21 protein-coding genes are annotated in these 24,509 nt (G+C 62.1%); all 21 read right to left on the reverse strand.

Annotation, left to right across the window (positions count from 1 at the left end):
• Nucleotides 1-9: 9 nt before the first annotated feature.
• The 21 genes from CKO15_RS05650 to CKO15_RS05750 all read right to left on the reverse strand — a co-directional run bounded on the left by CKO15_RS05650 (nt 10) and on the right by CKO15_RS05750 (nt 24,281).
• A complete protein-coding gene (locus tag CKO15_RS05650) occupies nt 10-1,020 on the reverse strand; it encodes a Stp1/IreP family PP2C-type Ser/Thr phosphatase (protein WP_200193411.1) in 1,011 nt (336 codons plus the stop codon).
• Nucleotides 1,021-1,206: 186 nt separating this feature from the next.
• Entirely contained in the window at nt 1,207-2,970 is a 1,764-nt protein-coding gene (locus tag CKO15_RS05655; protein WP_200193413.1) for an FHA domain-containing protein, read from the reverse strand.
• A 145-nt stretch (nt 2,971-3,115) separates the two neighbouring features.
• Complete coding sequence (locus CKO15_RS05660; protein ID WP_200193415.1) at nt 3,116-4,255, reverse strand: tetratricopeptide repeat protein; 1,140 nt, start codon at nt 4,253-4,255, stop codon at nt 3,116-3,118.
• 90 nt (nt 4,256-4,345) lie between these two features.
• Nucleotides 4,346-5,104, reverse strand: a complete 759-nt coding sequence (locus CKO15_RS05665) for a hypothetical protein (RefSeq protein WP_200193417.1) — start codon at nt 5,102-5,104, stop codon at nt 4,346-4,348.
• Between the two features lie 187 nt (nt 5,105-5,291).
• Nucleotides 5,292-6,056, reverse strand: coding sequence for a hypothetical protein (locus tag CKO15_RS05670; protein WP_200193419.1), 765 nt, complete (start codon nt 6,054-6,056; stop codon nt 5,292-5,294).
• Nucleotides 6,057-6,306: 250 nt separating this feature from the next.
• The gene (locus tag CKO15_RS05675; RefSeq protein WP_200193421.1) at nt 6,307-8,436 is read right to left on the reverse strand and encodes a protein kinase domain-containing protein; all 2,130 of its coding nucleotides are present in this window, start codon (nt 8,434-8,436) and stop codon (nt 6,307-6,309) included.
• A gap of 430 nt (nt 8,437-8,866) precedes the next feature.
• Nucleotides 8,867-10,972, reverse strand: coding sequence for a protein kinase domain-containing protein (locus CKO15_RS05680; RefSeq protein WP_200193423.1), 2,106 nt, complete (start codon nt 10,970-10,972; stop codon nt 8,867-8,869).
• Nucleotides 10,973-11,152: 180 nt separating this feature from the next.
• Nucleotides 11,153-11,920, reverse strand: a complete 768-nt coding sequence (locus CKO15_RS05685; RefSeq protein WP_200193425.1) for a hypothetical protein — start codon at nt 11,918-11,920, stop codon at nt 11,153-11,155.
• 249 nt (nt 11,921-12,169) lie between these two features.
• Complete coding sequence (locus CKO15_RS14665) at nt 12,170-12,451, reverse strand: Lcl C-terminal domain-containing protein (protein WP_200193427.1); 282 nt, start codon at nt 12,449-12,451, stop codon at nt 12,170-12,172.
• A gap of 250 nt (nt 12,452-12,701) precedes the next feature.
• On the reverse strand, nt 12,702-13,799 hold the full coding sequence (locus tag CKO15_RS05695) for a DUF1566 domain-containing protein (protein WP_200193429.1): 1,098 nt from the start codon (nt 13,797-13,799) through the stop codon (nt 12,702-12,704).
• A 47-nt stretch (nt 13,800-13,846) separates the two neighbouring features.
• Entirely contained in the window at nt 13,847-14,494 is a 648-nt protein-coding gene (locus tag CKO15_RS05700) for an NUDIX domain-containing protein (protein ID WP_200193432.1), read from the reverse strand.
• A gap of 85 nt (nt 14,495-14,579) precedes the next feature.
• A complete protein-coding gene (gene rlmD / locus CKO15_RS05705; protein WP_200193434.1) occupies nt 14,580-15,902 on the reverse strand; it encodes a 23S rRNA (uracil(1939)-C(5))-methyltransferase RlmD in 1,323 nt (440 codons plus the stop codon).
• The gene (locus tag CKO15_RS05710) at nt 15,892-16,668 is read right to left on the reverse strand and encodes a 3'-5' exonuclease (RefSeq protein ID WP_200193436.1); all 777 of its coding nucleotides are present in this window, start codon (nt 16,666-16,668) and stop codon (nt 15,892-15,894) included. The genes rlmD and CKO15_RS05710 overlap by 11 nt, the downstream gene beginning before the upstream one ends.
• Nucleotides 16,669-16,688: 20 nt before the next feature.
• On the reverse strand, nt 16,689-17,192 hold the full coding sequence (gene acpS, locus CKO15_RS05715) for a holo-ACP synthase (RefSeq protein WP_200193438.1): 504 nt from the start codon (nt 17,190-17,192) through the stop codon (nt 16,689-16,691).
• On the reverse strand, nt 17,189-17,986 hold the full coding sequence (gene pdxJ / locus CKO15_RS05720; RefSeq protein WP_242464593.1) for a pyridoxine 5'-phosphate synthase: 798 nt from the start codon (nt 17,984-17,986) through the stop codon (nt 17,189-17,191). The genes acpS and pdxJ overlap by 4 nt, the downstream gene beginning before the upstream one ends.
• Nucleotides 17,987-18,136: 150 nt before the next feature.
• Nucleotides 18,137-19,060 (reverse strand): DNA repair protein RecO, encoded by a 924-nt coding sequence (gene recO / locus CKO15_RS05725; protein ID WP_200193440.1) that lies wholly within the window; start codon nt 19,058-19,060, stop codon nt 18,137-18,139.
• Nucleotides 19,061-19,068: 8 nt separating this feature from the next.
• A complete protein-coding gene (era, locus tag CKO15_RS05730) occupies nt 19,069-19,986 on the reverse strand; it encodes a GTPase Era (protein ID WP_200193442.1) in 918 nt (305 codons plus the stop codon).
• Nucleotides 19,983-20,699, reverse strand: coding sequence for a ribonuclease III (gene rnc / locus CKO15_RS05735; protein WP_200193443.1), 717 nt, complete (start codon nt 20,697-20,699; stop codon nt 19,983-19,985). The genes era and rnc overlap by 4 nt, the downstream gene beginning before the upstream one ends.
• Nucleotides 20,700-20,704: 5 nt before the next feature.
• Complete coding sequence (lepB, locus tag CKO15_RS05740) at nt 20,705-21,460, reverse strand: signal peptidase I (RefSeq protein WP_200193446.1); 756 nt, start codon at nt 21,458-21,460, stop codon at nt 20,705-20,707.
• Between the two features lie 64 nt (nt 21,461-21,524).
• Nucleotides 21,525-23,351 (reverse strand): translation elongation factor 4, encoded by a 1,827-nt coding sequence (gene lepA / locus CKO15_RS05745; protein ID WP_200193448.1) that lies wholly within the window; start codon nt 23,349-23,351, stop codon nt 21,525-21,527.
• Nucleotides 23,352-23,495: 144 nt separating this feature from the next.
• Complete coding sequence (locus tag CKO15_RS05750) at nt 23,496-24,281, reverse strand: FKBP-type peptidyl-prolyl cis-trans isomerase (RefSeq protein ID WP_200193450.1); 786 nt, start codon at nt 24,279-24,281, stop codon at nt 23,496-23,498.
• Nucleotides 24,282-24,509: the final 228 nt, after the last annotated feature.

Here is a 24,509-nt window from a genome sequence, read left to right on the forward strand (position 1 = left end):
CCCCAGCTCTTATATGGTGAAATACTGCCGTTTGCGGACGCCCATCTGCCCACATCGATTGTCCTGAAGACCTTCCACAACCTGCGCTATACCTTGTACCGCGACCGCCTCGGCTGGAGGCTCGCGCAGATCGAACCACCAGAGCAGACTGATCAGCAGTGCGCTAATTAGCACACCTGCGCCAAACATCACCCACCGCCGCAACCGCTGGCGCCGCCGCAGACTTCGATTGAGCCGCCGCGTATCGATCGGCACGGTTTTCTGTCCGACAGCCCCTGAAGATGCCGCTGAGTCGGCAGATTCCGCAGAACTGACCGGCGCATCGGGCGGAGCCGAGATCAACACCACCGTGACGTTATCCGCTCCACCCCGCTCCAGGGCCGCCGCAACCAAGGCATCGACCTGCCGCTGCACATTTCCGCGCGCCAGCCGCTGAGCGATCTCCTCCGCCTCTACCTCTCCCGATAGACCATCGCTGCACAGGAGAATCTGCTCGCCGCGGGTCAGCGTCCCAGTCACCGAATCGACCACGATCGTCTCAGCCACTCCGAGCGCCTGGGTTACCGTGTGACGTTCGGGGTGGTAGGCCGCTTCGCTGGCCGCAATGACGCCGGCATCGACGAGGCGCTGCACGTAGGAGTGATCGGTTGTCAGCTGCCGCAGGCTGCGACCATTCCAGAGGTAGGCCCGACTGTCTCCCACCCAGGCAATGTGGTAGCGACTCCCGGCTAGGGCGAGCGCCACCACCGTCGTCCCCATGCCGGGTGCGCCCTGCCCCACGGCTACGGCTTCAAGGATCGCCTCGTGCGCACGGCGAATGGCCTGCTCCAAGCCGTGCCCCCGCGCTACCCCCGCCGCGATCTCCTGCACCGCCAGGGCGCTGGCCACTTCACCTGCACTGTGGCCACCCATACCATCGGCGACCACCCACAACCCCTGCTCCGGCCGCGCGATCCAGGCGTCTTCGTTGTGTGTTCTGACCCGTCCTGTATCGGTAGCAGCGGCAAATGCAGTGCTCATGGAGGACGACCTCACCCCTGATAACGACGGACGTTGCGCAGTCGCAGTGCTCATCTCACCCCCGAACAACCAGACGCCCAAGCGCTGAGCCCCGAGCGCTGCCAAGGCGGTACCACGGCAGTGCCAAGGCTGTTCCACAACAGCACCACAGCAGTGCCACAATAGCGAAGCAGTGCCGACCCACTCTTACCTCCTCAGTGCAGCCAGGCGCTGCCAGCGACTGACAGCCAGCAGTGCCAACCACGGTGCCACTAGGGCCACCCACACCCCCCCCAACAGCACTGCGAAGAACCAACTCGGCCACCCGATCTCCAAAGCCAAGGGAGAACCCGCCCCGACCAAGAGGAGATAGCCCAAGGTGAACCACCCGACAATCGGCCAGGAGGCCTGCGTCAGCGCCCCCGGTTGCGCCGTCATCTGCCACGCCGTCGCCACCGGTGCTGCCTGTTGCACGAGCGGCAGCTGCACAAAGAGCGGCCACAGCCGCAGAGTGAGATAGAGCCATAGCACCGCCAGCGCAGTCGCAACCAAGGTCACTACACTTGCAGAGGCACCAAGAGCTGCAGCGACAGTGGCCACCCCCACGGCTGTCAGCGCCAGCAGCAGCGTCACCGCCAGCCACGCCCCGATATAGGCCAGCAGACGGGGCAGCAGCTCTGGCGCGGTCCTTGCGCACACGCCCTGTACGGCACCGGCGCCACGCAGGAGCGCAAACCAGCCGCCGAGCTGCAGTGCCCAACCGCCTCCCCACAGCAGGACGGTCTCCCACTCCCGCCCCGGAGGGATTCCCAGCGCAGAGGAGGCTGCAGCGTGGTAGGTATAGGGGTGAGGAGCCGACAGTGCGATGGCCAGGTAGATCCAACCCATTACGCTACTGGCGAGCAACAGGAGGAGCCCCGGCAGAAAATCGCGATAGTGGGCCAGCATTCGGGAGAAGAGCGGGCCAGGCCGCTCGGCTACGCCACTGTACGAAAGCCCTTCCATGACTGCGGTAGCGGAGAGCTGCGGATGCGTAGCCGCCGTCTTGCCACCCGAAGTCGACCGTCCGAAGGGTGGTTCATGGAACGACTCGCCGAAACTTTGATGGGGCGGTTGATGTTGTGATGGGTGGTGCGGTGGGTGGGATGGTTGCTGGTGCGGTGGGGAAGTGGAGATGTTGTGAGTGGCCGCTGAGATCTGCGTCGGCGCTGGAGCGTTGCCAACCGCAGGCTGCACCCGCGTCGGCGCTGCCGTATCACTGATAGCAGGCTGCAACCGGGTTGCGGCCACAGCAGGCGCTCCCGGCTCTCGCCACTCATACTCAATGAGATCGAAGCGAATCCGGTCGCCGTGGCGCAGACGGTGGCGCTCGATCCGCTGCTCGTTGACCCAGGTGCCGTTGCTGGAGTTCTCGTCGATGAGTTCGCAGCCATCGGCACTCGGCACGATGCGCGCATGACGCGACGAGACCGTCTCAACCGCGAGCTGCAGGTCGGCGCCTGCAGCTCTGCCTACGGTGATCTCGCCCGGCACCGCCACCACCTCGGGGTAGGGTCCAGGCGTGCGCCGCACCAGTTCGCCCGCGCTCGATGGGGCACTCTGCTCGGCCGCCGCACCCTGAACCGCCGGCTTCACCACCGTGCCGGTGCCGCTCGGTATCGCCTTCATCACCCGGGTCGGCGCACGCTGTTCGGGATCCACCAGCTCCAGGCACACATCCCCCACTTCGAGCGTGCACCAGAGTGGCAACGTCGTCCGGCCCTCGACCGGGGCGCCGCTAACCCGGGTGCCGTTGGTACTGCCGAGGTCGGTGACTGTGACTTCTCCTGCCTCCTGCAGAAGGACGGCGTGAAACCCCGAGACACTCGGGTCATCAAGGACGATATCGTTGCTGGCGGCGCGCCCGACGGTCACCCGCACCCCAGCGAGGGCGTACTCCTTGCTGCGCTTCGCCTCTCTCAGTTTCAGCATGCTCCCCCCTCTCTTGATTGCTGTTGTTGCCGTCCCTGCTATTTCTGCTGACTTTTATACCACTGCCCCACTGCCCGTGATTTGAGTATCAAAGTGCCCCCTGTCGATTCTGTTGTCGCCCCATGACCGATGACCACATCCAGCGTCACAATCGGCGCCGATCATCCCCCTGCGAATCGACGCGTCCAAGTTCCACCTTCAACCGCTCTAGCAGATCGCGGCGAGGTAGGGATCGGAGCTGCAAAGGTTCCAATGCAGTGGCCACACGTTGAGCCGCCACCCGATCAATGGTTGTACATGACCGGGCCGCTAGGTAAGGAGTGGCCCCCCATCGCCAGGCATTGTCATGACGCTCAAATTCATAGCGCTCCACTCTATATAAAAAGGGAGCGTCCACCCGAGGTGGCCGTCGAGGTTCTATCCACCCCGCCAGATCCTCACGACTGATCAGGCGCTTGAGCATTGGAAAAGCCTGCAACGCGTCATGGGCCTCATTCGTAAGGGCATCCCGTTCAGACGCATGCCATGCGGTAAAGGCCCTCTGCCACTGGGCATTCTCGATCCTCGGGCGCTCCGTTTCGGCCTCCCGCATTCGCTGTTCAACCTGCTCCACACAGCCACGACGCTCGATATCACACCGCACGATCATGCCACATGTCTGGCGACGCCGGGCCTCGGCTGCCAACCATTCGTTGAAGGCAGACGGAGTATCCTTCACCAAAACCGATTGCCTTTCTTCAAAGTCTCTGATTTCCTGATGCAGGCGTTGCTGCATATCCTTCAGCAAATGATTGACGGCGGCACCGTCGACGGATTCCAGCAATGCCAGCCAGGCGCCTCCATCCTCCCAGCGATCATCAGCCAAGAGCCAGGCTGTGCCCTGCTCCAGGCGATCCAGCAAGCGCCCGTCGCTCACCGGGGCACTCAGGGGAAAGCGCAATAGCAGATCGTCGAAATGTTCCAAAGACCGAGCGAACCATCCCTGGGAATAGCGCACCCGGGCCAACAGCAAAAGTGCCTCGGGCGCTACCACGGCATCATGCCCCTTGGCCAGGTCCGCCGCCTCGCGGGCCGCCTCTGAGAGACGATCCGCCTCATGAAGACGCTGGGCATAGGCCAAGCGCTGAGCGGCTGGTGCCGATTGGGGAGGTGGATGAACGGTAATATCTCCTTGGATACGCACCTGTGCCGCCAGTGGCGTAGCCAGCAGAAGCACCACGACTGTCCAGCAGGCAAAAAAAACGCTGAACGCCCGCCGATACAACACATTTTCTCCCTGCTGCATCCCACCCCCCCGCGCCTTTAGATGGTCCTCTGACCATCATGAGAGAGAAAGCACACCGTTCACCGCACACCGATACAAAAAAGACAGAAGCTAAAATTGGTAAACAAAATTCAAAGATCTTGTTGTGTGCCTAACATCAGAAGCATTGCTTATTTCGCTTTCTTGATCCCCTGTTGATCGCGCCTTGGCTTTAAATTCAAAGCCGGTCTTTTCTCCACGATGGCCAATCAAAAAACCGTACTGAACCCCAGAAAAACTGCTTTTTTCCCAGCTCTCTGTATAAAAACCCACGCCAAGCCCAAAGTTCCATCCTGGGTGATAAGCATTGGTACTCAGCCACAAGGTACTATCAAACCCGGACACACGCCCCCCTGCGGAATCGCTCTCGTTTTTAAGAAAGTAGTAACCAAAGTCACCAGACCACCTCCGATGAAACGCTCGACCCAAGAGCAATTGAAGACCTATATAATCACTCTTTTCTCTTTCGCCACTAAAATGCACTTGCGAACGAAAGCCATAGAGACCAACCCCGAAGAAAGTGCGCCTCGACTCCTCGTCCTGTTCGCTCAGTACCCTTTCACCATCGTACTGCCGCTCTTCCCTGACCTCTTCAGCGGGCGCTAGAGCAGGGACTACAGCATCGAGGTCTACTCCTGCGTCGGCACAGACCTCCCTAATGACATCGTCAGGAAGCTCGTTCTGGATCATGCGCGCGATATGCTCGGGTGTACAATCAGATTCTGCGGCGACCTGGCCCACCTGAGTGGCAACCCCGCAAAAGACCGCTAGAACCAGCGCCTTCCCAGTTGCTCCGTGCGTTCCACGGCTGCGATCTGCTTTGGCGGCCATGCCCCCCCCTTTTTTTATGACCTTGAAATTTGAAGCTCAGATCCCCAATTTATTGTCTGCGGACTGGGACCACAACAAGGGGCGCCCAGCTGCCCGACCGAAAAGATAAACATTCTTTGCGCGCTCACCAAATCGGATCGCCACATTTGTGAAGCGGCAGCACACCACACCAAACAAACAACAGGATCTAAAACTGGTATACATAGTTAAATGAATATGTTGAATGAGAAACATCAACGACCGACCTTTCACTTTCTTGGTCGGAGGTACCTCGCCCTTTGAGCTGTAAATCAAACCCCGATTTATTGCCACGATAACCGACCAGCAATCCAAACTGATACCCATAGATATTCCCCTGCCCCCACCCCCCGCTCTCCGTATAAAACCCGATGCCGACCCCAAAATTCCAACCTGGATTCAGTGCATTGGTGCTCCACCACAAGACACTATCAAACCCTGAAATACGCGAATCAGAGTAATCAGTGTGCCTACTCAGGTAGTAACCGAAGTCTCCCGACAATCTCCGCTGAAACGCTTGACGCAAGAACAAATTAAGGCCTATATAATCATCCGTATACTCTCCTCCCCGGTAGTAGTACGCGGTCGATCGAAGGTTATAGAGGCCTACCCCGAAGAAAGTGCGCCTCGGCCCCCCGTCCCGTCCGCTTTGTACCCTTGCCCGATCGTGTTGCCGCTCTTCCCGAACCTCTTCAGCCGGCACTACCGCAGCAGGTGCTACAGCATCGACGTCCACTCCTGCGTCGGCACAGACCTCCCTAATGACATCGTCAGGAACCTCGTTCTGGATCATGCGAGCGATGTGTTCAGGAGTACAAACAGCCTCTGCGGCGACCTGACCTACCTGGGCGGCAAGCCCGCAAGAGACCAATAGAGCCAGTATCTTCCTGCTTGCCAAGTGCGCCCTGAGACTGCAATCTGTTTTGACGACCATGCCCCAACCTTTTTTGTGAGCTTGAAACTTGAAACCCGGAAAAATTCTTGGTTTTTACTCGAGCTAACCACAAATAAAGCACACCTAGCTACCCATTCGAAAAAGACAACCAATCTCAAAGCATTCACAACAACCCTCGAAGGGAAAGCCAGCCTCAATTGCCAGCCGAAGGGCTCATGGCGAACTCTTATGCCGGCTCTGCTTACGCGAATCTTAGCGCGCACTCACTGAGTTCCATCTTCGGCCTCTATCACTGCCCATCGCGCAACAACCGAACCCTATAACCATGCCCCATATTCCAGCCTTGATCGTTGCCATTGGAAAAGAAGACGAGCCACGCGTGATTCGCCTGTCCTGCATAGGACGAAGCTGACCAAAAGGGCCAAGCTGAGGTATTCGGGAAGGCTTCCTCGACAATCGTAGGCTGTTCGTAGTCGCCGCGACAACGTGTACGCTCTCTGCCCTCGAGAAAACCGACCGGGGCCCCACTAGAGCAGTAACGCAGTGTTCGCAGTTCTTCGATGGTCGGCAAACGCCAGCCTGCATGCCGATTCGCCGCTTCAAGGGCCTGTTGCCAGGTGAATCGATCCGCATCCCCTCGACAAGTCTGCCCATCCCAGCGCTGACCCAGGCTGCAGCGCATCCACTGCAAACCCGTCCTGGTGTCCTCCACGACATCGTCGTTATCACCGCCAATACGATAACGGCCAGCGATCAGAGCCGCTTCTTCAGCACGCCGAGCCTCTTCGGCCCGTCTAGCCGCTTCTTCAGCGCGTCGGGCCTGCTCCGCCCTTCTAGCCTCATCAGCCCGCCGAGCCTCCTCGCGCGCGTGCGCCGCCAGTGCCGCAGCCACCGCGCTCCGCAGTTCGGCAACACGATCACTCTGCGGCTGCACCTCCGCAACCCGCGCAGCAAGGGTCTGCGCCCGATCGAACTGTTGATTCGCCACCGCCGACTCGATCAGTGTTGCATAGCGCTCCACAATCCGCTCCAAGCCAGGCGCGACACTCGGGTGATCCGGCTCTAGTTCCCGGATCGCCAGATACCTTTCGAAGGCGTTGCGCCCCTCAGGCGCCACAAGCCGATCATTGGCCAGATCATCCTCCGCCGCCTCCAGCAAACGGTCGACGGCCTCCTGACGCTCACGTTCAGCCAGTGCCGCCGCCCGCCGCTCGTCTTCGACAACCGACCCCGGCCTCTCTTCGGGCTCAGGTTCGGGCTCCCGCTGAGGTTCCGGCTCACGCTCATCTTCCTCACTTTCGGATCGTTCCACTAGCCATCGATCCGGCCACTCACTTGGAATAGTTGACTCCGGTGTGGTTAGCAGGGGAGTCGTCGATACCCCACCCCCACCGCCGCCGCCACCCATTGCACGCGGTGGCGGACCGGTTTGCTCCTGATAGAGCCACACGCCGCCGAGCAATACCGCCGCCGCTAAGGCGCCCATACCACCCCAAAGCCAACCGGGGGTGCCCTTTGCCCAACCCGATCCAGCAGCCAACGGGCCAGGCGCCGCCCCCTGAGCGGTCGCAAACTCTCCGGACGCCGCCCGCCACACGCTTGTTGCCGAAGGCGATTCGAGCACTTCCCCCCGCGCGACTCGATCCAGCGCCGCCATCAGTTCGGTGGCGCTGGCGTATCGCTCTTCAGGCATCTTGGCCAGCAGTCGATCGAGGAGCGGCTGATAAGCGGCGAGTGTACTGGGTAAGCGAGGGAGCGGAGCGGTGACGTGCTGGATACCGATGGCGATACTGTCCCCTGCATCAAACGGCACCCGGCCAACCAACATCTCGTAAAAGACCACCCCGAGGGCGTAGAGATCCGAACGCGGATCGACCGTCTGACCGCGTGCCTGCTCCGGGCTCATGTAGTGCGGGGTGCCCACACTCATCCCCGTCCCCGTCATCCGGGTGTGCGAGGCGACCGCCTTGGCGATGCCAAAGTCGCTCAGCACCGCCGAGCCGTCTTCACGAAAGAGGACGTTCTCGGGCTTAACGTCCCGATGCACAAATCCCTTATCGTGGGCATAACACAGGGCCGAGGCGATCTCGCGGGTCATCCGAACCGCCACGCTCGGCAACAACGGACCGTGGCGCAAACGCGCCTTCAGATCACCGCCCGGCAGGTACTCGAGGGCCAGATAGTGGTGGTGGCCCACCACACCCACGTCGTAGATGGTCAGGATATGCGGATGCGCCAGGTGGGCAACCGTGCGCGCCTCCTTGAGGAAGCGCTCGGAGAAGTTGCGATCCGCCGCCAGTGCCGAAGCCATCACCTTCAGCGCTACTCTGCGACCCAGCGACTCCTGCTCCGCTAGGTAGACGGTCGCCATACCGCCGTGGCCTAGCTCTTTGTCGATGCGATAGCCTGGAATCCTCATGAACAGTCCTTACGACCGGATCATGCGCCGTTAGAGCCACCAGACCCACTAAACACCACCGGGATGGCTATTCCGTCTACTGATCCGCAGCCTTCTTCTTCCCCCACCGCTCCCAACAATCGCGCCTGCAATATCCAGACAGCGCAGCGCAATCACAAAGAACCCCCTGCCCCGGGCCACGGTTCGCGCCCAAGACCGACTCATAATAAGCCGAATCCTACAACGACCGCACACGAAATGTGCGCGGCTTCTTTGCGCAGTCTGCCGAGTTCATCGCCAAGGCCCAAAACGCCGGGTTGGCGATCACGGCACCGGCCCCACCAAGGCCTGTACCGATGGCATCCACGGTCGGAGGCTACTTAGTGTTCCAGGAATATCTCCTCGACTCGCAGCGATAAATTCAAATGCCTGGTGACGCAAAAAAGCAAAATCACTGGACGTCGCGCACCAAACGGACCCTGTTGGGGCTACTCCTGCTGAGCCAGTTGTCGTTGCCATTGTGGAAGTGGACGTTCCACGAGTGGCCCGAAGTCCCAACATAGGGCGAGGCCGACCAGAAAGTGCGCGCTGGAGTATTCGGAAAAGCCTCCTGAACAATAGTGGGTCGTTGGTAGTGGCCGCCACAACTTGTACGCTCCCTCCCGCCCAGAAAAAGTGCCGGCTCCCCACCGGAGCAGTAGCGCAAGGTTCGCAGTTCCTCAATGGTCGGCAAGCGCCAACCCGCATACCGATCAGTCACCTGACGAGCCTCGTGCCAGGTGAAATAGTTCGCATGCCCTCCACAAGTCTGCCCATCCCAGCGCTGCCCCAGACTGCACCGCATCCACTGCAGACCCGTCTGAGTATCCTCTACGACAGCACCGTTACCGACGATGCGGTAACGGCCGGCAATCAGTGCCGCGTGCATGCGCCTCTCTTCCTCCGCTCGCCTCGCTGCTTCGGCACGCCGCATTTCCTCTGCCCTTCTCGCCGCTTCAGCACGCCGAGATTCCTCGCGCCCATGCGCCTCCTGTGCCGTAGCCACCGCGCTCCGCAGTTCGGCAACCCGATCGCTCTGCGGCTGCACCTCCGCAGCCCGTGCAACAAAGGCCTGTGCTCGATCGAACTGTTGATTCGCTACCGTCGACTCGATCAGTGCTGCATAGCGCTCCACAATCCGCTCCAACCCGGGCACGATACTCGGGTGATCCGGCTCCAACTCCCGGATCGCCTGATACCGTTCGAAGGCGTTGCGGCCTTCAGGGGCCATCAACCGGTTGTTCGCCAAGTCGTCTTCCGCCGCTCTCAGCAAACGCTCAATGGCTGCCTGGCGCTCACGTTCGGCCTCTGCCGCCGGCTGCTGTTGGTCGTCAACTACCGGCTCCGGCTCGGGCTCGGGCTCCGCCTCACGCAACTCCTCTTCAGGGTCGGATCGCCCCACCAGCCATCGATCCGGCCACTCACTTGGAACAGCTGACTCCGGGGGGAGGGTTGGCAAGGGAGTCGTCGCTACCCCACCTCCGCCACCACCCAGTACACGCGGTGGCGGACTGGTCTGCTCCTGGAATAACCACACGCCGCCGAGTAAAACCGCCGCCGCTAGGGCGCCCACCCCGCCCCACAACCAGCCGGGCACGCCCTTCTTCGAGTCCGGTTGACCAGCAGCAGCCACCGGGTCAGCCGTCGCCCCCTGAGCGGTCGCAAACTCTCCGGACGACACCCGCCACACTCTCGTGACCGAGGGCGATTCGGCCTCCTCTCCTCGCGCGGTACGATCAAGCGCCGCAATCAGTTCATCGGCACCGGCGTAGCGCTCTTCAGGCGTCTTCGCCAGCAGTCGATCGAGCAACGGCTGATAGGCAGCGAGTGGACTGGGTAAGCGGGGGAGCGGAGCGGTGACGTGCTGAATCCCGATGGCGATGCTGTCGGCCGCATCAAACGGCACCTGCCCTGTTAGCATCTCGTAGAAGACCACCCCGAGGGCGTAGAGATCCGAGCGCGGATCGACCGTCTGACCGCGTGCCTGCTCCGGGCTCATGTAGTGCGGGGTGCCCACACTCATCCCCGTCCCCGTCATCCGGGTGTGCGAGGCGACCGCCCTGGCAATGCCAAAGTCGCTCAGCACCGCCGAGCCGTCTTCACGAAAGAGGATGTTCTCCGGCTTGACGTCGCGGTGTACAAACCCCTTGCCATGGGCGTAGCTCAGGGCCGCGGCAACCTCACGGGTTAACTGCGCCGCCACGCTCGGCGATAACCGACCGTCGCGCAGTAGCGACTTCAGATCACCACCCGGTAGGTACTCAAGGGCCAGATAGTGGTGGTGGTCCACTACCCCCACATCGTGGATCGTCAGGATGTGCGGGTGCGTCAGGTGCGCAACTGTGCGCGCCTCCTTGAGAAAGCGCTCGGAGAAGGTGCGATCCGCTGCCAGTGCCGGCGCCATCACCTTCAACGCCACCTGCCGCCCCAGCGATTCCTGCTCCGCCAGGTAGACGGTCGCCATACCGCCGTGGCCTAGCTCTTTGTCGATGCGATAACCTGGAATTTTTATAATCATTTGTCATGCCCGGCTATGCACTGCACTGTTGGAGTCAGTAAATTTGAGGAGTCACCAGGCTCGGCACGCACCACCGCAAGGGTGCTGCTACTGTCTAGCATACGGCCCCCCTCCTACTCCCCTCGAAAAATACCATTCGTGACGCGACAGCTCGCCACATCAATAAAAATAACACAGGAGCTAAAACTGGTAGAGGAAATTCAAAGAAGATGCCCCATGATGAATATCAACATTCTTAAAATCTCCTTCTTGATCCGAGGTGTCTCGCCCTTTGAGCTTTAAATCAAAGCCAACCCTGCCACCACGATAGCCTATCAAAAAACCAAATTGATACCCATGGAAACTGTAGTTGCTCCAGCTCTCCGTATAAAGACCGAAGCCGACCCCAAAGTTCCAACCTGGATTTAGCGCGTTGGTACTCAACCACAAGGCACTATCAAATCCGGAAACAGTCGCATCAGAGTAATCTATGTGTCTACCCCAGTATAAACCTAAATCACCCGACCATCTCTGATGAAAGGCTCGACTGAAGAACAAATTAAGGCCCGTATAATTCTCTGAGTCCCTGCCTCCCCCATAATCAAAGGTCAAACGAAGATTGTATAGCCCCACTCCGAAGAAATTCTGCCTCGGCCCCTCATCCCGTCCGCTATGTATCCTTTCCCGCTCGTGTTGCCGCTCTTCCCGAACTACCTCAGCAGGCTCAACAGCAGTTTCTACTGCATCAGGTGCTACAGCATCGACGTCCACTCCTGCGTCGGCACAGACCTCCCTAATGACATTGTCAGGAACCTCGTTCTGGATCATGCGAGCGATGTGTTCAGGAGTACAAACAGCCTCTGCGGCGACCTGACCTACCTGGGCGGCAAGCCAGCAAGAGGCCAATAGAACCAGAGTCTTCCTGCTTGCCAAGTGCGACCTGAGACTGCAATCTTTTTTGACGACCATGCCCCAACCTTTTTTGTGAGCTTGAAACCTGAAACCCGGAAAATTCCTGACCTTTACTCGAGCCAACCCCAAATAAAGCACAACCAGCTACCCACTCGAAAAAGACAACCAATCTCAAAGCATTCACAATAACCCTCGAAGGGAAAGCCAGCCTAAATTGCCAGCCGAAGGGCTCATGGCGAACTCTTATACCGGCTCTGCTTACGCGAAGCTTAGCGCGCACTCACTGAGTTCCATCTTCGGCCTCTATCACTGCCCATCGCGCAACAACCGAACCCTATAACCATGCCCCATATTCCAGCCTTGATCGTTGCCATTGGAAAAGAAGACGAGCCACGCGTGATTCGCCTGTCCTGCATAGGACGAAGCTGACCAAAAGGGCCAAGCTGAGGTATTCGGGAAGGCTTCCTCGACAATCGTAGGCTGTTCGTAGTCGCCGCGACAACGTGTACGCTCTCTGCCCTCGAGAAAACCGACCGGAGCCCCACTAGAGCAATAGCGCAGTGTTCGCAGTTCTTCGATGGTCGGCAAACGCTAGCCTGCATGCCGATTCGCCGCTTCAAGGGCCTGTTGCCAGGTGAACCGGATCATGCGCCATTAGAGTCACCAGACCCAATAAACATCACCGGGATGGCTGTTCCGCCTACTAATCCGGGCGGCGCACTCATCGATAAGATGCATGATTTCTATAACGACTTCCTAGCAAGCGGTCACCCCCACTGGCTGAGGCAGGCACGGCATCTCACGGCCGGCGCGACGAGCGGCGATGTCATTAACAATATCACTGGCCGATACGCACCAACCGGACCCTGCGGTGATCGCTCATGGGGCTCCAGTATTCGTGGCCATTGAATCCGAAGTTGACGCGCCAGGCGTAGTCCGAACGTTCAACATAGGGCGAGGCCGACCAGAAAGGGGACGTCGAAGGCGTATTCGGGAAAAAGTCCCTGTCAATGGCGGGACGGATTCGTCCCAAGTGGGTGATGGAGTGAAGTTCGTCCACCGTGGGCAGACGCCAGTCGCTGGCACCGCACAGGCCTTCGTCATTGACCGCTTGCACAAAGCCGTGGGTGTCGCAGGCGCTGCCAACGCAGTTTCCACCGTCCTGGCGCCCCGGATTACCCATGTTCGGACCGTCGGGCTGATACCAGCTGTAGTTGTTGTTGCGATCCCGTAGGCCGCGATCGGTGGTCTTGACCTCCCAAATCAGACCGGTCACGTTGTCTCGGGTGCAGGCCCAGTTGTTCGGGCCGTCGCCGAGCGTTGCCGACGCTGGTAATTCCGCCCCGCTGTTCGAGATCTTAGTGAAGTCGAATCCGGCAGCTCCCGCCCCCACTTTCTCAAGTGTACCCGCACGGGCGGCTGCGTCACGACCGAATTCGCCATCCTGTCCTGGATAGCCGGCCACCGGGCAGGTGAGGTTGTTTGTGTCGCCATCGGCACACCAGTCGATGCCGGTATCGTTTAATGTCCCTAATGCGTAGTGGCCGCCCACTCCTTGAGCTGTAGTAAATCTAGCACTCACCACGCAGTCTTCTGTAATTGACCCCGTCGTATAGGTGTTGCCACTAATACTACCGCCACACCCAGTCACCGAATCAATGCGATAACCACTCTCCGGCGTTACCGTAAAGGTCACTGTCTCCCCATGCTCAACGATCACACGGCTTGGATCGACATCACCTCCAACGCCTGCCTCAGAGGTCACTTCATGGCTGCTTAAAGTCGGCTTCGCTGTAGATTTACCATCTAATTCTTCGCCATAATCGGCAGAAGAGAGGCAACCGTTGAGCACTGCCGTAGCGGATACCAAAACCAACAGCCACCAGCATGCCGACACCAGCATGCCCAGGAAACCGCCAGATTCGGCAGTGCGCATAAAACCATTGCCCCTCGAACAATTCGACGGAACCAACAACCAGCCCCTCAATCCGGCTCGTCCCAGAGGTTTTCAGCCCAATCGCCGCCGGTCCACTGCGCGCGCAGACGCTGGCGGTTGAGCGCTAACCACTGCAGGGCGATGATCGGCATCGCCGTGTGCAGCTGACCGCCGAGGGCCATCTCGATGGCGACCTCGGCGCTCAGCACGTGGTTATAGATATCTTCGTTCTCTTCGTTGAGGCCGTGGATGCCACCCGCTGCGCTGGTGTCACAGCGCGCGCAGTAGAGGCGGATGCGTTCGCTGCTGCCACCGGGGCTCGGCAGGTAGTCGGCAATCAGTTCGCACTCTTCTTCCGCTAGGCTGATCTCCAGACCGCTCTCCTCGCGTGCCTCGCGCCGTGCGACCTCTTGCGGCGCCTCACCCGGCTCGGCAATACCGGCTAACGTCTCCATTACCCACGCTCCGTGCGGATCATCGATGGCGCCGACGCGAAACTGCTCGACGAGCACGACTTCGTCACGCACTGGGTCGTAGGGCAGCACCGAGACCGCCAAGCCACGAATCAGGCACTCGCGCTGCACGACCGGGGTCATGCCGCCGGCAAAGCGTGCGTGGCGAAAGTGGACCCGTTCCAAGGCAAAGAAACCGTCGTAACACCGCTCGCGTTTTACCACCTCGTAGCGTCGCGCCATGCCTGCAACCTCCTCTCTCCAGCAGGGCAGTCCTCTTCACCCTCACGGTAGCACACGCTATCACAGCGTCCTGCCGGCTACTGGGTCAACGCCGCTCGAAGACCGCGAAACTCTCGACGTGGGCGGTGTGCGGGAACATATCCATTACCCCCGCGGCGACCAGGCGGAAGCCGTGCGTATGCACCAGCGATCCGGCATCACGCGCCAAGGTCGCCGGTGCGCACGAGCAGTAGACCACGCGCTCGGCCCCCGTCGCCGCCACCGCCGGCAGCACCTCGGCGGCACCGCTGCGCGGCGGATCGAGCAGCACCGCATCAAAGCGACTGCGAAACTGCGCCGCCGCTGCCGGTTCGCTGAGATCGGCGGCGATAAAGTGCGCGGTGAGCCCATTGGCCGCGGCGTTGCTCTTGGCCCGCGCGACCAGCTCCGCCTCCCCCTCAACCCCTGTGACCTCGGCGCCGGTCTGCGCCAACGGCAGCGTGAAGTTGCCGAGCCCACAAAAGAGATCGAGGATGCGTCGCCCCGGCGCCGGCTCGAGCGCCGCCACCGCGCGCTCGACCATCGCCGTATTGATCACGGCGTTGACCTGGGTGAAATCGGTCGGTTGGAAGGCGAGTTGGATCCCGAAGGGCGCTAGCGTGTAGTCGAGCTGTGGCCCCGTCACTGGGTGCAGCGGCGTGATGCTGCGCTCATCGCCCGGCTGCACCAATACGGCTAAGCCGCTCGTCTCGGCGAAGGCGATCAGGCGTTCGCGATCCTCGTCACTGAGCTCGGCGAGGTGGCGGACCACCACGGCCGCCTGCTCATCGCCGCACGCCACCTCCAGCTGCGGGATCTGCTCGCGGCACGAGAGCTCATTGATCAGCGTCGCCCACTCACCCAGCCGCTCACCGATGCGCGGGTCCAAGACCGGGCAGCTGCTCAGCGGGGTCACCAGCGGGCTGTGCTTTTCGCGAAAGCCGACCAGTACGCCGCCCTTCTTAGGCACGTAACGGACTGCCAGGCGCGCCTTGCGCCGATAGCCCCAGACCGGGCCGGTCAACGCCGGCAGCCACTGCTGCGGCGCCACGCCACCGATGCGCTCAAGCTGCTCGGCCAGCACGCGCTCCTTATGGGCGAGCTGTGCGGCGGGCGGCAGGTGCTGCAGCGCACAGCCACCGCAGATACCAAAGTGCGGGCAGGCCGGGGCGATCCGTTCAGCGGCCGGCTCTAAGATCTCCTCAGCACAGCCCTCGGCGCGCGCCCGGCGCAGTTTGGTGTAGCGAAAGCGGACGCGCTCACCGGGGAGAGCAAAGTCGATAAAGACCGGGCGGCCCCGCTCATCATGGGCGATTCCCCGGCCCTCGTGGCTCATCGCGGTGATATCAGCCGTCACCCACTCCTTCGGCAACCGTCTCTTACGCCCCACGCCACGCCTCCACAAAACGCTGCAGGTGCGGGCGCTCGCTGGCGGTTAAGATGCCGGCGATCTGCTCGTGCGCGCGTTCTAAGTCGTCGTGATCGAGCGCCCCGCGCAGGTGCTGAAAGCGCAAAAAGAGTAGATAGGTGTTCAAGACATCGACCTCGCAGTAGTCACGCACCGCCTTGAGCTCGCCGCGGGCCACCGCGTCGGCGACACCGGCACCGCCGATCCCCATCTTACCGGGCAGTCCGCAGAGCAGCGCGATCTCATCGAGTGGCGCGGCGGCACGCAGCTGAAAGCCGGATAAGACGTCCATCAGATCGAGGTGCCGCTCATGGTAGCGGTTGCGGTAGTTATTGAAGCGAAAGTTGCGATCACCATCGCCGCTCTCCCAGTAGCGCGGCGCAGCGACCCCGTGGATCAGCGCCCGGTAGTGGAGCACCGGCAGATCGAAACCGCCGCCATTCCACGAGACCAGATCGGGGACATAGCGATCCACCCCTTCGAAGAAGCGCCGGATCAACGCCGGTTCATCGTCCTCAAGGTCACCGAGTGACCAGACCCGAAAGCGCCCCTCGATCACCCCGGCCACCGCGATGGCGACGATGCGATGGAGATAGGTGCGGGGAAACTCGCCACCGCCGGTCTCTTGTCGGCGCCGCGCCGCCATGGCGTTGGCCACCCCGGTATCGTCGAGATCGCCGAGATCGAAGAGCCGCCGCCCCCCTTCCAGATCGGGCACCGTCTCGATATCAAAGGCCAGTACGTTCATGGCGCATCCTCTCTTATTCTTTACTGTCCAGCGCGATCGTCTGCCGGGTGGCCGCACGCGCCTGCGGGACCACCGGTCTTCTGGTCATCGGGGCAATCGCCTCGTTGATCGACCCGGTGGGGCAGATCGGACCGATCGGGGCCACCATAGAGGACCACGAAGGCGAGCGCATAGGCCCGCTCATCGCTGATGCTCAGGCACGCCTGCACCACACCGAGCGTCTCCGCCCGCTGCGCCGCGGCCCCGTGCAGGTGCAACAGCGGCCGCCCGCGCCGATCGTGCGCCACCTCCAACAGGCGCAGCGTGATCCCCTCGCTCAGCCCGGTCCCCAGCGCCTTGGCCGCTGCCTCCTTGGCGGCAAAGCGACGGGCCAAGAAGGCGGCGGGCGCGGCGTTGTGGCGCTGCTGCAGCTGTGCCCACTCCGACGGATGGAGCAGCCGCTGGGCAAACCGTTCACCGTGGCGCTGCCACGCCTCTCCGATCCGCGCTACGGCGACGATGTCGGTGCCGATCCCGACAATCACCGCGCTGCCTGGGCGGTATGGGTTACACAGGCTGCGGTACGCATCAGCCGCTTCATCTCACTGACCGCTGGGACCACCCCGGTAAAGAGGGCGCGGGCGACGATGGCATGCCCGATATTGAGCTCGGCGATGCCGGGCAGCGCCGCGATCGCCTCGACGTTATGGTAGTGCAAACCGTGTCCGGCGTTGACCTGGAGCCCCTGCGCCTGGGCGTGGACAACCGCCCGCTGCAGCCGTTCGAGCTCAGCGGCCTGCTGCTCGGCATCAATCGCCTCGGCGTAGGCGCCGGTGTGCAGCTCGATCACCGGGGCTCCGGCGGCCGCGGCGGCATCGATCTGGACCGGCTCCGGGTCGATAAAGAGCGAGACTCGAATGCCGGCGGCGGTCAACTGCGCACAGGCGGCAGCGACCGTCGCAGCGGCGGCGGCGACATCGAGCCCCCCTTCGGTGGTGAGTTCGGCGCGGCGCTCGGGGACGAGGCAGCAGTCGCTCGGGCGCAAGCGGGTCGCGATGGTGAGCATCTCCTCGGTGACCGCCATCTCAAGATTGAGGCGGGTCTGTACATGCGCAAGCAGCTCTGCGACATCGCGATCTTGAATATGGCGGCGATCCTCGCGCAGATGCACGGTGATCGCATCGGCCCCGCCCTGCTCAGCCGCGGCAGCGGCGTGCAGGATATCGGGGTAGCGGGTGCCGCGCGCTTGGCGCAACGTTGCGACGTGGTCGATATTGACCCCTAACTGGATGGCCCGGTGTGGCTGCATCTGTGACTGCATCGTCGTCGTTGCCGACATCGTCTCTTGATACTCCTTCGTACTGGTACTGCTTGCTCTCTACGACTGCGCGACTGCGACTGAGCGACTGCACAACTGGGCGCTGGGCGCACCTGCTTCGGCGCTGGCGCTGCGCCCGTCCCGCCAGCCCTCTGGCCGCCTATCACCAACCTAGCCCGCCGCGGCCCCGCTGCGCCAGAGTTCGCGACTGCGCAGACGGCGCCCGCCAAGACGCTGATCGATCACGCAGCGCAGCAGGCGGCGTGCCTCACCGCGGTGCGGCTCTTGGGTCAGCGGATTCTGGGCCGGGTCGCGGCTCTGATGAGCCAGGTCGCGTTGGCGGGGTCGCTGGACCAGTGGCTCTTGGGTCGCTTGGGTCGCTTGGGTCGCTTGGGTCGGCGAATCCTGGATCAGCGGCTCTTGAATCAGCAGCCCCGGGGTCGGCGACTCTTGAGCCGCTTGGGCCTGCCACTGCGGCGGCTCGATCAGCGGCTGCGGCGCTGCGGCAGCGAGTGCTAAGAGCGTCTCGCCGCTGACCGCCACGCCGCTGTCTCGATCGAGACCGCTCCAAGCTGGCTCGGCGCAGCAGCTCGGACCATACTCAGGCCGATAGCGGTAGTGGGCACCCGGGTCAATCGGTGCCCCGTCGACATCTTCGGTGAGCATCAGGCCGTAGCCGGCCTCGGCCAGCAGCGTCACCTCAAAGCCGCGCAGGGCTGGCTCCCACTGCGCACCGCTGAGACCATCGATGGCCGCCGTATAGGCGACCCAACTGCGCGGCGACGGCTCATCGCGGCGCAGCAGGGCGAGCAGCAGCTCAGCCATGTAGAAGCCGCACGCCAGCGCATTGCCCCGCAGCCCGCATCCAGCCCCGGCCTGCTCGACCTGCTGCAGGCTCTTTAACTCACCGCGTCCGCTCCAGCCGACCTGCAACGGGATAAAGGGCTCGAGCAGACCGCCCCAACCGCGGCGCTGCGCCCCGCGCGCCACCGCGCCGACTCGCCCGTGCGCCTCGGTGAAGAGCTCAAGCAGGGCGCTCGTCTCGCGGTAGGGGCGCCGGTGCAACACCCACGCCGGCTGCCCCTCAACGGACATCGTCGCCGTCACTCGCCGTAGCCGAGCTCACGCAGCGCACGCGCATCGTCACTCCACTGCGCCTTGACCTTGACCCACAGCTCAAGGTGGACCTGCTCGCCGAGCAGCTGCTCGATCTCGCGCCGCGCCAGGGAGCCGACCTTCTTAAGGCGCTTGCCGCGCTCACCGATGACGATCGGCTTCTGCGCCTCGCGTTCGACCCAGATCAACGCCGCGATCTTGCTCACCCCTCCACCCCGCTCAAACCCCTGGATCTGAACACTCGTTGCGTACGGCAACTCATCGCCGAGGGCAACGATCAGCTGCTCGCGGATCAACTCAGCGAGGCGGAACCCGACGTCTCGATCGGTGATCTGATCGTGCGGGAAGAGCGGCGGACCGGGCGGCAGGCGGGTCACCACTTCCTCTTGCAAGCGATCGAGGTTGCGCCGACGCAGCGCCGAGATCGGCACCACCGCAGCAAACTCGCGCAACTCGCTCAACCGCTCGATATGCGGCAGCAGTTGCCGCTTATCGGCGACTCGATCGACTTGATTGATCGCCAGAATGACCGGTGCCGAGACGTTTGCCAGCGCGGCGAGCGCCCGCTCGTCCTCCTCGCCCCACTCCAGCGCGCGGGTCACCAGCAAGACGACGTCGATCTCTTCCAGCGCCGCCAAGGCTGCGCGATTGAGTTCGCGATTTAAGGCGCGCTGACCGCGTGCGTGCAGCCCTGGGGTATCGACCCAGACCACCTGCGCCTGTTCCTGATGCAGCACCCCTAAGATACGATGACGCGTCGTCTGCGGCTTGCGCGTCGCGATGCTTACCTTTTCGCCCAGCAGCGCATTCAGGAGCGTCGACTTACCGACGTTTGGGCGACCGATGATGGCACAGAGGCCGCTGTGTTCGAGTGCAACGAAGGGCTGCTGCTCGTCCGCGCTCACTGCTCACCTCCCCACTGTTCGCCCCGCTGCTCGCCGTATCGATCCGCATCGAGTTGCACCAGCATCGCCTGGGCGGCCTGCTGCTCGGCTTGCCGCCGGCTGCCCGCCTCACCAAGCGTAGTTAATGGGCTGTCCTCAAGCCGGCACTCGACGTGGAATCGCTGATGATGCGCCCGCCCGCTGACGGCAAGGACTTGGTAAGCGGGCAGTGGCCGGCGCTTCGACTGCAGCACCTCTTGCAACCGCGTCTTGGGATCTTTCAGCCCGCCGGCGGCCGGCAACGACTCAAGCCGCTGGGCGTAGAGGCCAACGATCACCTCCGCGGCACGGGTAAAATCACTATCGAGGTAGACAGCCCCGAAGAGCGCTTCGAGGGTATCGGCGAGGATCGAGTCGCGACGGTGTCCGCCGCTTTTCAGCTCGCCACCACCCAAGCGAAGGTAAGCGCCGAGGTCGAGATCGCGGGCGATCGCTGCCAGTGTTGCGCGATTAACCAGGCTTGCGCGGAGGCGCGATAACGACCCTTCGCTATCCTGGGGCCGCCGGTGAAAGATCTCGTGGGCGATGACGAAGTTTAGGATCGCATCGCCGAGGAACTCGAGCCGCTCATTGTGATCGACACCCGCGCTGCGGTGGGTCAACGCCTCCTGCAGCCGCGCCGCCTCCTTAAACTGGTACCCGAGCTGACGCTGCAGCGTCGACAGATCGCCCATACCCACTACTCGATTCGTTTTCCGATCCGATCCCAAGCGATCCCGCCCTCCTGCGAATCCCAACTCATCCAGATGATAAAGGCCCGACCGGCCAGGTAGTCATCGGAGACCGGACCCCAGACCCGGCTATCGGCACTGCGATCGCGGTTATCGCCCACGGCAAAAAACTGACCCTCTGGAACGGTGTAGGTGAAATTGCCCGATGGAGAATCGGGGTGGTGCACGATCTGATACTCACGATCGCCCACTTGCTCGCGACGCACCAGCGCCGGTCCATCGACATCGCCGCGCTCATAGGCACCGACATCGCTCTGTTCGAGACGCTCGCCGTTGACGTAGAAGACTCGATCTTGATAGCGGATCTCATCGCCCGGCAGCCCGATGATGCGCTTGATGTAGTCCTGACTCGGATCGACCGGGTAGCGGAAGACCGCCACATCGCCGCGCTCCGGCTCCCCGTTGCCGAAGAGACGCGTGCGCACGATCGGCAGCCGCACCCCGTAGGCCGACTTGTTGACCAGGATAAAGTCGCCCGCCTGTAGCGTCGGCAGCATCGAGCCGGAGGGGATGCGAAACGGCTCGGCGGCGAATGAGCGCAACAGCAGAACGATCAAAATGATCGGAAAGAGGGTACGCGGCAGATCGATGTACCAGGGGTCTTGATCGCGATCGACGCCCTCGCGCTCGCGCAGCCAGCGATCCCACGCCCAGACCAGGCCGCTGAGCAGGGTCAACACTACCAATAGCAGCTCGAAGCTCATCCGTTTGTCCGTTTATTGATTAATCCGGTTGTCGTCCGGTTATGTCGTCCAGTTATACAGCGTCTCACTCGCGCGAAGAGTCGACCCGCAGCACGGCGAGGAAGGCGTCTTGCGGGATCTCGACCTTACCGATCTGCTTCATGCGCTTCTTACCCTCTTTTTGGCGCTCCAGCAGCTTGCGCTTACGCGAAACGTCACCGCCGTAGCACTTCGCGGTTACGTTCTTGCGCATCGCCTTAACCGTACTACGGGCAATGATCTGATTGCCGATCGCCGCCTGAATGGCCACCTCGAACATCTGCCGCGGGATGATCTCTTTAAGTCGCTCGACGAGCGCGCGCCCGCGGTGGTAGGCGTGCTCGCGGTGAACGATATTCGAGAGCGCATCGACGCGATCGCCGTTGATCAGCACGTCGAGCTTGACCAGGTTATCGGCCTTAAAACGCTTAAGCTCGTAATCGAAGGAGGCAAAGCCGCGCGAGGCCGACTTAAGCCGGTCGAAGAAGTCGAGCACCACCTCGCTCAACGGCATCTCGTAGATCAGCGAGATCTGCTGCCCGACGTACTGCATCTCCTTCTGCGTGCCGCGCTTCTCTTCGCACAGGGCCAGTACGTTGCCGACGTACTCCTGCGGCACCAGGATACTGGCCTCAATCATCGGCTCGCGCATCTCGGCAATCTCACCGTTGGGCGGTAGATTGGCCGGGTTATCGATCTCTAGCGTCTGCCCGTCGTTGGTGACGACGTGGTGAACGACGGTCGGCGCGGTAGTGACCAGATCGAGATCGTACTCGCGCTCCAACCGCTCCTGAATGATCTCCATGTGGAGCATCCCGAGGAAGCCGACGCGAAAGCCAAAGCCGAGTGCCTGTGAGTTCTCCGGCTCGTATTTGAGTGCCGAGTCGTTCAGGCGTAGCTTGCCGAGGGCGGTGCGCAACGCCTCGAAGTCATCGGAGCTGCTCGGAAAGAGGCCGGCAAAGACGCGCGGCTGTACCTGCTTAAAGCCGGGCACCGGGCTCTCCGCCGGACGCGCTGCGTGCGTCAACGTCGCGCCGACCGGCGCACCATCGATATCCTTGATCCCGGCAACGACGTAGCCGACCTGCCCCGGCAGCAGCGAGTCGCGCGGCGTCCGCTTCGGGGTGAAGATACCGAGTTCATCGACCTGGAACTCGCGGCCGGTCGCCATCACGCGGATCCGATCGCCCTTGCGCAGTTCACCATCGAAGACCCGCGCCAGAGTCACCACCCCGAGGTAGTTATCGAACCACGAGTCCATGATCAACGCTTTGAGCGGCTCATCGGGGGCGCCGCGTGGCGCTGGAATGCGCTGCACCAGCGCCTCAAGCAGCTCCTCGACCCCCTCTCCGGTCTTGGCACTGACCCGCAGCGCCTCGGCAGCATCGAGGCCGATGATCTCCTCGATCTGCTCCAGCACCCGCTCCGGCTCGGCGGAGGGCAAATCGATCTTATTGAGCACCGGAATGATCTCGAGGTCTTGCTCCAGTGCGGTGTAGCAGTTGGCGACACTCTGAGCCTCGACCCCTTGTGAGGCGTCGACGACGAGCAGCGCCCCCTCACAGGCGGCAAGAGAGCGCGAGACCTCGTAGGAGAAGTCGACGTGGCCCGGGGTGTCGATGAAGTTAAGCTCGTAGGTCTGGCCATCACGGGCGCGGTACTCCAACGAGACGCTCTGCGCCTTGATCGTAATACCGCGCTCGCGCTCGATATCCATCGAGTCGAGCACCTGCTCGCTCATCTCCCGCTCGGTCAGCGTCCCGGCGCTCTGGATAAAACGATCCGAGAGCGTCGACTTGCCGTGATCGATGTGCGCGATGATCGAGAAGTTTCTTATATGGCTGATTTTTTTGCGGCTTTCGCTATTAGACATGCATCAAAGTCCGGTTCACGTAGACCTCTGCGTACCCGGCTGAGCGGGCAGCGAAGCGAGCGCGATCAATAAAGTTGCCGGTATTGTACAGCGCGGAACCGGGGTTGTCTTGACGGCCTGGCCTCAACGAGCGACAGATCTCGGCTAGTTCCCGTCGGAACGGCACTGAACCCCCGACTCAAACTCAGGACAGGCGCGGGTCACTGTCCGTCCATCAGCAATCCAGTCGGTGATGCCCTCGGTGATGTTATAGACCTGCTCATAGTCGAGCTGCTCGGCGAGCGCCCGCGCTAGGAAGGCGGTGCGGTTGCCCACCCGGCAGATGATCATAAAGGGCTCGTCGCGCTCGACGAGTTGAGCCAACTGCTCGGGGAAGTCGGGAACGAAGCGCCCCCGCCAATCGAAGGCCGTCAGCAGATAGCTGCCCTCGACGACGCCGGTCTGCTGCCACTCGTCGGGGCGCCGGATGTCGATCAGCGTCACACCCTCCGCTGCCAATTCGGCCAGCTCGTCGTTGCTGAGGTTGCCGTAAGGCGGGGCGGCCACCGCCACCAGCTCGACCTCGAAACGGAGCGTGGCGTTGGGCGGAATCACACCCCCGGCACCGCGCTCGCCGTAGGCCAAGTGGGGCGGAATCACCAGCTCACGCTTGCCCCCTTCGCGCATCCCCAACAGCCCCTGTTCCCAGCCTGGGATCACCTGCCCTTGCCCCAGCACCAGGGTAAAGGGCTGCCCGCGGGTGCGGCTCGAATCGAACTGAGTGCCATCCTCCAGCCAACCGGTGTAGTGCACCTGGATCACCGAGTGGCGCTCAGCAACCGCCCCCTCCCCCACCTCGATATCGCGAATCTCGACCTCGGCAAAGGCCACCGGGGCCACCGCAAGCGCCCCCGTAATCGCAACCGCCAGCAGCAATTTGATGATCGGCATTCGTTCCCACCCAAGAGATAGAAGTCGTAGAGTTCTATTATGGCACAGCGTGGGGTGCGATAAGCGGCACCGCTGCACGGGTGGACTCAGTTTTCGGTTAGGGAGACACTGATTTATTCCGGCCCTGCCGTTCCGCTGTCGGTCCGGAGTTGAGATAATACGGCTCTGGCCCACAACCGAGAGTGCGCCCCCGATGCAATCGAGCTTCTCTGATCTGGAATATGCCGC

The organism is Halorhodospira abdelmalekii, assembly GCF_016583625.1.
Lineage (GTDB): Bacteria > Pseudomonadota > Gammaproteobacteria > Nitrococcales > Halorhodospiraceae > Halorhodospira > Halorhodospira abdelmalekii.